Source organism: Flagellimonas sediminis (assembly GCF_010500845.1).
GTDB classification, from domain to species: Bacteria; Bacteroidota; Bacteroidia; order Flavobacteriales; family Flavobacteriaceae; genus Flagellimonas; species Flagellimonas sediminis.
The window spans coordinates 296,042-306,884 of record NZ_JAAAMI010000003.1 but is presented as its reverse complement, the minus strand read 5'-3'; the positions used below and the strand labels follow the sequence as shown (position 1 = coordinate 306,884).

General features: G+C 44.8%; 9 protein-coding genes. 4 read left to right on the top strand and 5 right to left on the bottom strand.

Annotated elements, in window-relative coordinates; genetic code table 11:
* Nucleotides 1-390: 390 nt before the first annotated feature.
* From fabD to GTK07_RS08270, 4 genes are all read right to left on the bottom strand, one after another.
* Nucleotides 391-1,275, bottom strand: a complete 885-nt coding sequence (fabD, locus tag GTK07_RS08285) for an ACP S-malonyltransferase (RefSeq protein ID WP_163634816.1) — start codon at nucleotides 1,273-1,275, stop codon at nucleotides 391-393.
* Nucleotides 1,276-1,390: 115 nt separating this feature from the next.
* Nucleotides 1,391-1,906, bottom strand: a complete 516-nt coding sequence (locus tag GTK07_RS08280) for a gamma carbonic anhydrase family protein (protein ID WP_163634815.1) — start codon at nucleotides 1,904-1,906, stop codon at nucleotides 1,391-1,393.
* 87 nt (nucleotides 1,907-1,993) lie between these two features.
* Nucleotides 1,994-2,725, bottom strand: coding sequence for a LytR/AlgR family response regulator transcription factor (locus tag GTK07_RS08275; protein WP_163634970.1), 732 nt, complete (start codon nucleotides 2,723-2,725; stop codon nucleotides 1,994-1,996).
* A complete protein-coding gene (locus GTK07_RS08270) occupies nucleotides 2,725-4,902 on the bottom strand; it encodes a tetratricopeptide repeat-containing sensor histidine kinase (RefSeq protein WP_235932716.1) in 2,178 nt (725 codons plus the stop codon). The genes GTK07_RS08275 and GTK07_RS08270 overlap by 1 nt, the downstream gene beginning before the upstream one ends.
* A 234-nt stretch (nucleotides 4,903-5,136) precedes the next feature.
* Between GTK07_RS08270 and GTK07_RS08265 the strand changes: the two genes are divergently transcribed.
* Nucleotides 5,137-6,306, top strand: a complete 1,170-nt coding sequence (locus GTK07_RS08265) for a vWA domain-containing protein (RefSeq protein ID WP_163634813.1) — start codon at nucleotides 5,137-5,139, stop codon at nucleotides 6,304-6,306.
* Nucleotides 6,307-6,359: 53 nt separating this feature from the next.
* Here the strand turns inward: GTK07_RS08265 and GTK07_RS08260 are convergent, their stop codons facing one another.
* Complete coding sequence (locus GTK07_RS08260; protein WP_163634812.1) at nucleotides 6,360-7,355, bottom strand: PorP/SprF family type IX secretion system membrane protein; 996 nt, start codon at nucleotides 7,353-7,355, stop codon at nucleotides 6,360-6,362.
* Nucleotides 7,356-7,483: 128 nt separating this feature from the next.
* Here GTK07_RS08260 and GTK07_RS08255 point away from each other — a divergent pair, with 128 nt between their 5' ends.
* The 3 genes from GTK07_RS08255 (at nucleotide 7,484) to GTK07_RS08245 (ending at nucleotide 10,831) form a co-directional block, all read left to right on the top strand.
* The gene (locus GTK07_RS08255; RefSeq protein WP_163634811.1) at nucleotides 7,484-8,380 is read left to right on the top strand and encodes a NifU family protein; all 897 of its coding nucleotides are present in this window, start codon (nucleotides 7,484-7,486) and stop codon (nucleotides 8,378-8,380) included.
* A gap of 70 nt (nucleotides 8,381-8,450) precedes the next feature.
* Nucleotides 8,451-8,651 carry a dodecin family protein gene (locus tag GTK07_RS08250; RefSeq protein ID WP_119648456.1) on the top strand — a complete coding sequence of 67 codons (201 nt, stop codon included), beginning with the start codon at nucleotides 8,451-8,453 and terminating at the stop codon, nucleotides 8,649-8,651.
* 59 nt (nucleotides 8,652-8,710) lie between these two features.
* On the top strand, nucleotides 8,711-10,831 hold the full coding sequence (locus tag GTK07_RS08245; protein WP_163634810.1) for a thioredoxin domain-containing protein: 2,121 nt from the start codon (nucleotides 8,711-8,713) through the stop codon (nucleotides 10,829-10,831).
* Nucleotides 10,832-10,843 lie beyond the last annotated feature (12 nt).

The window sequence follows — 10,843 nt, the reverse complement described above, 5'->3', positions numbered from 1 at the left end:
GCCGTGCCCGTGCCAAGGTCCGTCACCGTCACCGTGGTCGCGTTGACCACCGTGCCCGTGACAAGCAGTACAGGAAGGTTGCCCCCGCTGTTTTCAGCATCCGAGCCCGTGGCCTGGGAGAACTCGACCGTTACTTGCCCCATAACACTTCCAACCCCAAAAACCAATAAAAGAATACACAAGACCCCACCTCGACGCACATGGGTCGATGAGGTATTAGAAGTTGTTTTAAACAAGGTCAGCATCACCTAAATCAATCAGTTTCAGTTACGTTCTTGGCGCCATGATAGGTTGGTGATTTGGGAGCTACCAATATTACGAAAAAGCAGGGAGTCCCCACTAGCTATTAGTTTAAATCTCTATTTAATCGGATAAACTGTTTGCGAGTATTTACGAAACTACGGCAGAGCTGGTTTCGGCCTCTGGACTTATCTTTTTCACCAATCCCTGAAGTACTTTGCCCGGACCTACCTCAACAAAGGAAGAAGCCCCATCCTTGACCATTTGTTGCACGCTTTGGTTCCATTTTACGGGGGCGGTCAATTGTAGGATCAGGTTCTTTTTGATTTCATTGGCATCGGATACGGCCGTGGTGGTCACATTCTGATAAATGGGACAGTTAGGCACACTGAACTGGGTGGCTTCAATGGCTGCCGCCAACTCTTCGCGGGCAGGCTCCATCAATGGGGAATGGAAGGCACCCCCAACAGGCAACAACAGGGCTCGCTTGGCCCCGGCTTCCTTTAATTTTTCACAGGCAATGTTCACGGCATCCACTTCACCAGAAATCACCAATTGACCTGGACAGTTGTAGTTTGCAGGCACCACAATACCTTCGACTTCGGCACATATTTTCTCCACAATGGCATCATCCAATCCCAAAACGGCCGCCATGGTGCTGGGTTTGATCTCACAGGCCTTTTGCATGGCAAGGGCACGTTGGGAAACCAATTGAAGTCCATCCTCAAAATTAAGGGTGCCGTTGGCCACCAAGGCTGAAAATTCGCCCAAGGAATGTCCGGCCACCATATCGGGTTTGAACGTATCGCCAAGTACCTTGCTCAAGATCACGGAATGTAAAAAGATGGCAGGTTGGGTAACTTTGGTCTGTTTCAAATCTTCGGCGGTGCCCTCGAACATGATATCGGTGATGGAAAAGCCCAATATTTCGTTGGCTTTTTCAAAAAGTTCCTGTGCCACGGAATGGTTCTCGTACAGGTCCAACCCCATACCCACAAATTGCGCTCCTTGTCCTGGAAAAATATATGCGTTCATCTTAGTCGAGTTTTTTTGAGTGGGACAAAAATAGGGAATATTATTCTATGTGTTTTGGATACTTGGATGGTTAGATTTTTGGACTTTTAGATTGTTGGATTGTTGGAAAGATTAGCTATTCTTCCTTGAACCAACTGGAATATTTCACATAGTTGTTGGCGATACGGTCGATTTCACCCGAACTTAATTCTGGGCTGATATCCTTGATCTTTTTGGCTGGCATTCCGGCATAAATGCTGTTGGCTTCCACATGGGTTCCCTTGGTGACCACGGCCCCTGCAGCGATGATGGAATTACTTTCCACCACACAATCGTCCATAATGATGCTGCCCATGCCCACCAGCACGTTGTCCTTTATAGTGCACCCATGCACAATGGCATTATGCCCAATAGATACATTGTTTCCTATGGTCGTAGGTGATTTTAGATACGTACAATGGATTACGGCCCCATCCTGCACGTTTACCTTGTTGCCCATTTTTATAAAATGGACATCGCCCCGAACCACCGCATTGAACCATATACTGCATTGGTCGCCCATGGTGACCTCACCCACAATGGTAGCATTCTCGGCTATAAAACAATCCTTTCCCATTACCGGGGATATGCCCCTTACGGCTTTGATGATCATATGTTTTTAATTTGAATCAATAAACTATTCTGCTTTAACACAACTAAGCCGTTCCTTCGACTCCGCTCAGGAACCTGTTCCATGTAATTATTGAAAATACGATAATAGTTCGGCTTTTTTGGAGGCGGATACAGAGAGTTCCTTTCCGTTGGACAAAATGACACTGCCCCCTTTCCCCTTCTTGTACTTGACCACTTCGGATACGTTCACCAGATACGATTTATGGATTCTGGCAAACGGATAGGGCTGCAAGGCATCCTCAAAATATTTCAGGGTCTTGCTCACCACAATTTTTTTCTTCTCCAGATAGATTTCGGTATAATTATCATCCGCCTTGCAGAAATAGATGTCGCCTACCTCCAACACCTGAAAGCCATCTTGCTGTGGTAAGGTAATCTTTCCTTCGGCCTTGATGGGCCTGGCCTTGAGGACCTGGCCTTCCAAGGCATTTTCCTTTTCTTTAATGGCCCGCACATACTCCACCGCCTTTACCAGCTCGTCAATATTGATGGGTTTCATCAAATAATAAGCGGCATGGTGGTTAAGGGCATCCATGGCATATTGGTTGTAGGCCGTAACAAAAATGGTCTCGAATGAACGGTCCGGAATTTTTTCCAATAGGTCAAAAGCATTGCCAAAGGGCATTTCCACATCCAAGAACACCAAATCGGGTTCATGGTTTTGGATCAATGACAACCCTTGTTCAATATTGGCCGCTTCTCCGAGCAGTTTTATCCCATCGCAGTATTTGGCCAAATAGTTCCGAAGGATTTCACGGCTATTGGCCTCGTCCTCCACGATGATCGCCTTGAGTTCCATCATTGCTTTTTCAGTTTAAGGGACACTCTGGTTCCGGTATGGTCTCCATTTAGGTCCGAAATAGAAACGTCCACCCGGTTTTTGTACATATCGTTCAAAATTTCGATGCGTTTTTTTATATTCCCCATCCCTTTGGATTTTTGTTTCTTTTGATTACTGGTCTTCAGTTCTGCGGACTTTTTTCTGCCTATGCCATTGTCCTCGATGATGATTTCCAACATGTCGTTCGTCACCGGAAGCACCTTGATTTTTAGAAAGCCTTTTTCCTCTTTGTAGCGCAATCCATGCCAGATGGCATTTTCAATATAGGGTTGAAGCAACATGGGCGGAATCTGGAATGCCTCCACATCCACTGCGGGGTCCACCACCACCTCATAATCGAATTTGTCCGCAAAGCGGGAATGTTCCAGTTTCACATAAAGCTCCAATAACTCCAGTTCCTTGGACAAGGGAATAAAATCTTCCTCCGAATTTTCGAGCACACTGCGCATGAGTACCGAAAATTCACTTAGGAAACGATTGGCGCTACGCTCATCGCTCTTGGCGATGTAGTTGTTCACAGAATTGAGCGCATTGAAGATGAAGTGGGGGTTCATTTGGGTCCGCAATGACTTCAATGCCAACAAATTATTGGCCAATTTCTGCTGCTTGTCGCTACGATAGTACAAAAATGCGGTCAGCGACATCATGGCTATTCCGAAGATGAGGGAATAAATGATCCATTCCTGGCGCTTGCTGGCCTCTTCATACAATTGTTGCTCGGTTACGGCAAGACTATATTTGCTTTGGGCCAATTCCCGTTCCTGTTCCAAACTTGAAATACGGTTTTGGGTATTGGAGATTTCTCGGTTAAAGCGAGCCGCTCTCGAAATTTCCTGCTCTTTTCTCACATACAAACTGTCCACAACGGCCACGTAATCTTGATAGGATTCCAGGGCTTTGGTGAAATCACCCTTGTTCCGATATACTTCGGAAAGTTTGCGTGTGGCATCTTTTTGAATGACCAGATCATCGTCCTTATCGGCTTCCACAATACTTTTTTCGAGGTAGGGAATGGCCTCGTCCAACTTGTCCTGCGCAATATAGGCACTTGCAATTTTGTAGTTGATGCGCTGCGATGTAATGGTATCGGTCCCCGCCATACCCTTGCTTTCCATAGGAACACCTGGTGCGGAAAGTTGTTTGAGTTCATTCAGACTTTTCTTCCGTTGCTGGATCTCGTCATTGTACCGACTCTTCTGATTGTAGAAATCCGCCACGCGTTCACTCTCCTGGATCATACGTTCCGGGGCTACTTTTTTGGACAGGTCCAAAGAGTTTCGATAATACCCTTCTGCCTCTACCTCTCGATCTTCACTGGCAAAGGCATCGGCCATTTTGGAATTCAGGTCTATGATCTTGGGGGAGATCTGGTTTTTCTCAGCGATTACCAGCCCTTGTTTATAATACCCTTGGGCGTCTTTAATTTTTCCCAGTGCTTTGTTCGCATCGCCTAATGCCTCAAAAAGTTCCACTCGTTGATAGGGTACCATGTTTTTTTCTTCGATCAAGGGAGTAAGGATCAACACCGCATTTGTGTTTTCCCCGTTCTGCAAATAGGCTTGCCCCAATAACAATTTGGTCCTATTGGATTCCATGGCGGAAAGGGCGTCCTTAAAATTGGAAATGGCCAAATCATACTGTTTGTGGTAGAGGTAAATTTCTCCCAAGGCCCTCAGTGATTGCGAAAGTTCACGTTTGTTGCCCGTATTGCCCAAGGATTCCATGGATCGTGCCACAAAATCAATGCTCTTTTCCAAGCTCGTTTTTTTGTAAAAGTTGGCGGAATCCAACAGTCTTTGATGGTCCATTACCACACTCCTTGCTTTGGATGATGCGCTTTCCCGCTTTTTGGAAATTCCACTCGCATATCCTTCCACCAAAACATCCACATCTTCATTCGAAGTGATCCTGTGACGCACGGTTTCAATCTCCGGGCTTTCAAAAATGAGCATGTCACCGATGGAAGCCCTGATCTTGAACTCCCCCAAACTGTTGGTCTTGGTATATTCTCCCTTGTCCGTGGACACCTCAACCCCAGAAATGGGCACATAGTTTTCCCTGCCCTTTACCGAACCCTTGATCTCCACCTCCGCGCCGGTTTGCCCCACTTGGGACATGGCGGTCAGGGTGGTCATCAACAAACAGATAAATATGTAAGCCCTTTTCATCATAATTGAAGTAAACTTAGTTCATCCCAAGCGTATTAAAAAATGGATTTTTAGGGAAAGAAGCTCAAATACATCTCGATTTTACCACTTTACAAAGTCGTTGGGTTCATTGGCTCATCCCGGATGCCATTTGGCTCATTCTGGATTTTTATTGCAAAAAGATGCCGATACTTTTAGGCCATCATTTAAAAACATTGCATCATGAAACACTTGAATAGATTATTGGGAACAGCATTCGTACTTATGGCCACCGGTGCCAGTTATGGCTGTAACCTGAAGGCACAGGAAAAAGAAAACACGGTATTGGTGACCCAATCCATTGTGGAAAAACCAAGCAAGCATTTTGTAAAAATCGCTTTGTTGCTCGATACCAGCAACAGCATGGACGGACTCATCAACCAAGCCAAGGCACAGTTGTGGGACATTGTGAACGAGTTTACCCACGCCAAATGCGGAAACGACACCCGTCCTTCCCTACAAATTGCCTTGTATGAATATGGAAACGATAACCTTTCTTCCCGTGAAGGGTACATTAGACAGGTATTGGGATTTTCGGACGACTTGGATGAAATTTCAGAAAAACTCTTCTCCCTGACCACCAATGGCGGTGAGGAATATTGTGGAGAGGTCATTCAAACTTCCCTGAAACAATTGGATTGGGGCAAGAACGCGGATGATCTTAAAATGATCTTTATTGCAGGGAATGAACCCTTCACACAAGGCAAATTGAATTACAGGGATGCGGCCGCCAATGCCAAGGAAAAGGATGTGATCGTAAACACTATTTTCTGTGGAAACTTCCAACAAGGCATCAGTACCGAATGGAAAAGTGGTGCCTCTTTGACCGGAGGGGAATATATGGCCATCGACCACAACCAACAGGTAGTGCACATCAACACCCCTTATGACGATGTCATCATCAAATTGAATTCCAAATTGAACAACACCTATATTTCCTATGGCGCCATGGGATATGAAAGGAAAGCCCAACAAAGCACCCAAGACCTCAATGCTGCAGAACTGGAAGAAGTAGTTGTAGTGAAACGTGCCGTGAGCAAAAGTTCCAGACTGTATAAAAACTCCCAATGGGATTTAGTGGATGCCGTGGAGGATGACGAAGCCGTGCTATCCAAATTGAAGGAAGACGACCTTCCCAAAGAGTTACAGGGCAAATCCAAAAGTGAGATCAAAGCCTATGTTGAGGATAAAAAAGCGGAGCGTGAAAAAATCCAAAAGGAAATCCAAGAGTTGAACGCAAAGCGTGAAGCCTACATTGCACAAAGCCAAAAAGAGGAAAAAGGGGAATTGGAAAATGCCATGTTATCGGCCATTAAAAGCCAAGCTTCCAAGAAAAATATGAAGTGGGATTAATGTAGTTTTTATTGGTTGGTTGGAAATGGCTCATCCTTAGTGGTGAGCCATTTTTAATTGTTGGCGGCAGGGCAATAGCAATCGTATCGTTTGCCATCGTCGCTCTGTCCAAAATCGTAGCCCAAGGTAATCTGGTGGAACCCGCCATTATCAAAACGGATATCCCCGGATTGGTAGGAATAATTGTAGGAAAACAAGAAACGGTTCACATTGACCCCCACGATCGGAGTGAACAACTGCAAACGTTGCTCGCCAAAAGTTCCATTGGATTGGTACTGGGCCCCATCAAAACTTCTTCGGTATGAAAGTCCGGCCCAAATGGTACCAAAACTAACATCCTTATACACTTTGGCATTCAGGTCAACCGTTTTCTCCTTGGTATAATCCGTCATCTGGAACAAGATAGAAGGCTCCACTCTGGTACTTTTTCCAAAAACATATCCTGCAGAAAGTAAGTACCTTCTCAAGTTATCGAACTCGGCGGCTGTATAAAGGTCACGCCCACTTCCTAAAATATTAAGAATAGCGGCATGCGCATAAAACTCGAACAAGTTGTACGATGCTCCCAAATCCACATTGAAGTAACTAGTGGTGTTTTTTACCCCGGTCACCACTGGATCGGGTATCACGGACCTGAATTCCGTTTCGTCCAAACTACTTAAGATCACTCCAGCGCTAAGTCCGAAAGAGAGTTGGTTAAGTGTCCTAAAATCACCCCCGAGTTGCAAGTGGTGTGCATAAGTTCCTTTAAACCCCGTTTGGGAATGGTACCCGTTGGAATCATTGAAAAGAATACCGCCGATTCCGCTTCGTTCCCCTACCCTAGAGTTGATGTTGAAGGTTTGTAGACTGGGTGCCTCATCCACATTGAACCATTGTTTTCTGGCCGTGAGACGAATCTTGGTGCCCTCGGCAATACCCGCCATGGATGGGTAGACCAAGTAATAGTTATCCGCCAAGTAGTCAAAATACACGGGGATTCCCTCCTGGGCCTTGGCCAAAAAACCAAAAAACAGGGCAATGATGATCGAGGTTGTGCTGCGTCTCATGTGACGATCTGGGCTAATGGTTGTGATTTAAAAATAATCAAACAGTTAGATAACGGATTGTAAAGGACATTATTATAATATTTTGCTGTAGATGTCAACTATTGGTATTTTTGTATCAAATAAACCCTATGAAAGAATATAACATCACCGTTATTGCCACCAACAACCCCAAGATCATCAAATTGGAGGCCAACCATTTTTTGGTGAAGGGCAATTACGAATACAAGAATATAGACGAGGCCAAAAATTCTCCATTGGCACAGCAACTTTTTTACCTTCCGTTCATTAAAACGGTATACATCGCCAGCAATTTTGTGGCCTTGGAAAGGTATGATATTGTAACCTGGGATGATGTTAAGGCCGATGTGGCCCAACAATTGGTGGAATACTTGAACGTGGGGGAACCTGTTGTAAATGAAGAGGATGTGCAAAAAAAGCAACCGGTTACCGTTTATGCCGAAGTGACCCCGAACCCTTCGGTGATGAAGTTTGTTTGTAACAAGCGTATTGTGCCGTCCACTTACGAGTTCAAGAATATTGATGAAGCCAAAGATGCCCCATTGGCCAAGGAACTTTTCCATCTGCCCTTTGTGAAAGAAGTGTTCATGGATGAAAACTATGTTTCCGTAACCAAATACGATGTGGCCGACTGGGAAGAGATCAATATGCAATTGCGTGAATTTATCCGCGACTTTTTAGCGGATGGAAAGGATGTAGTGACCGCGGAGGCCCTTCAAAAAACAGAAGAATCCAAGCAACAGGAAAAAGCCAGTATCAGCTATGATGATATTTCCCTTCAGATCATCGACATTTTGGAGGAATACGTAAAACCTGCCGTTGCCAGTGATGGTGGTAATATCCAGTTTCAATCCTATGAGGAGGAAAGTGGAACGGTAAGTGTGATCTTGCAGGGAGCCTGTAGTGGTTGCCCTTCGTCCACCTTTACCTTAAAGAACGGGATCGAAACCATGTTGAAGAATATGATGGGCGATAAAATTCGCGAGGTAGTGGCCTTAAATGGCTAATTTTAAGGGTTTTCATAGCCCATTTCCGGTCAATTTTTGCTAAATTGAAGAAATTTAAAAAACATTGACCATGGCAGTTTTAAAAGTTATTGAAGTATTGGCAAATTCCGATAAAAGCTGGGAAGACGCAGCTAAAAATGCATTGGAACAAGCCGCAAAATCAGTGAAGAACATTCGTTCCATTTATATCAACGAGCAAAGTGCCACCGTTAAGGATGGAAAGATTGACGATTACAGGGTGAACGTTAAGATTACCTTTGAAGTACAGTAAAACCGCATTACAAAAAGTGCGTCCTTCGGGACGCTTTTTTTATACCCAAAAGTGAAGAAATGTCGGTTAAGTTTCCATTCTTCCCCCTAATTTTGATGGTCGTCCTAGGCTGTAACCCAAAACCCAACGAAGTGACCCACAAATACACCAATACCCTGATCCACGAAACCAGTCCCTACCTTTTGCAACACGCCCATAATCCTGTAAACTGGGAAGCATGGCATCCCGAGGTTCTGGAACGGGCCAAGCAAGAGGACAAGCTATTACTTATCAGCATCGGATATGCGGCTTGCCACTGGTGCCATGTAATGGAAAAGGAGTGTTTTGAAGATCCCGAAGTGGCCAAAGTGATGAACGAGCATTTCATCAACATTAAAATAGACCGCGAGGAACGCCCCGACGTGGACCAAATTTATATGGATGCCATCCAGATGATCTCTGGCAACGGCGGTTGGCCGCTGAACATTGTGGCCCTCCCCGATGGTCGGCCTTTTTGGGGCGCCACCTACGTACCCAAAGATAATTGGATACGATCATTGGAACAGTTGGCCCAACTTTACCAAAAAGACAAGCCCCGTGTCATTCAATACGCTTCAGATCTTTCCAACGGACTCCACGCCATCAATTTGGTGGAGCACAACAAGGACAATGACCTCTTTACCTTGGAACAATTGGAGGCATCTGTCCACAACTGGTCCCAGTATTTTGACACCTACTTGGGCGGGCATAAAAGGGCACCTAAGTTCATGATGCCCAACAATTGGGAATTTTTGTTGCACTATGCCACAACCCAAAACCGCAAGGACATCATGGAATTTGTGGATACTACGTTGACCCGGATGGCCTATGGGGGCATTTTTGACCATGTAGGAGGTGGATTTTCCCGTTATGCTGTGGACACCAAATGGCACGTGCCCCATTTTGAAAAAATGCTGTACGACAATGGGCAGTTGGTCAGCCTTTACGCCAAGGCCTATGCCGTGACCAAGAACGAGCTCTACAAAAAGGTAGTTGAGGAAACCATTGCCTTTGTAGAGGAAGAACTGTTGGATGAAAGCGGAGGGTTTTATTCCTCTTTGGATGCCGATAGTCTTGACGAACATGGCAATTTAAAAGAAGGAGCCTATTACGTATGGACAAAAGATGAATTGGAACTATTGCTTGGTAATGATGTAAATGTTTTCCAGGATTATTTCAACATCAATTCCTATGGCCATTGGGAAGAGGAAAACTATGTATTGATCAGGGACAAGCATGATGAGGAAATTGCCAAAAAGCATGGCATATCCATTCTGGAATTACAGGAAAAAATAAAAGCTGATCTGGCCATCTTAAAAAAGGAAAGAAGCAAGCGTTCCAAACCAAGATTGGACGATAAGATCTTAACATCATGGAACGCATTGATGTTAAAAGGGCTTGTTGATGCCTATCGTTATCTAGGCCATGAAAAATATTTAACACTTGCCTTGAAGAATGCCTATTTTCTTCAGAGGGCAATGACCAAAAAAGACCACTCCCTGTACCGCAACCACAAAGAAGGGAAAAGTACCATCAATGCGTTTTTGGAGGATTATGCCACTTTGATTGACGCCTATATTTCCCTTTACGAGGTAACCTTTGATGAGCAGTGGCTGCAAAATGCCAAAAGCTTGACCGATTATGCCCACCAACATTTTTTTGACAAGGAATCGGGCATGTATTTCTTTACTTCGGATGAAGACCAATCCTTGATTCGGCGAAGTATCGAAACCAACGATAATGTGATTTCCTCCTCCAATTCCATCATGGCCAACAACCTATTTAAGTTGGACAAAATTTTTTATGGCTCAGGGTACGGTTCCATCGCCACTCAAATGCTGAAAAATGTACAACAGGATTTTGGTCTACAGGCCCAAGGTTTCGCCCATTGGTTGAACTTGGTTCTTTATTTCAATCAGGATTTTTATGAAATAGCCCTTGTTGGGCCAAATTTTAAACTTTTGGGACAGACAATAGGTGCCTCTTATATCCCTAACAGTGTTTTGGTGGGGACAGTTGGCGAAAGTGGCCTTGAACTACTTCAAAACAGGCTAGTTCCAGACAAGACCTTAGCCTATGTCTGCATTGAAGGGGCCTGCAAGTTACCTGTCTCCACTTCTGATGAAGTATTGGCCCAAGTAGGGCATCCCGAACAAGATTAACAATTGTTCACA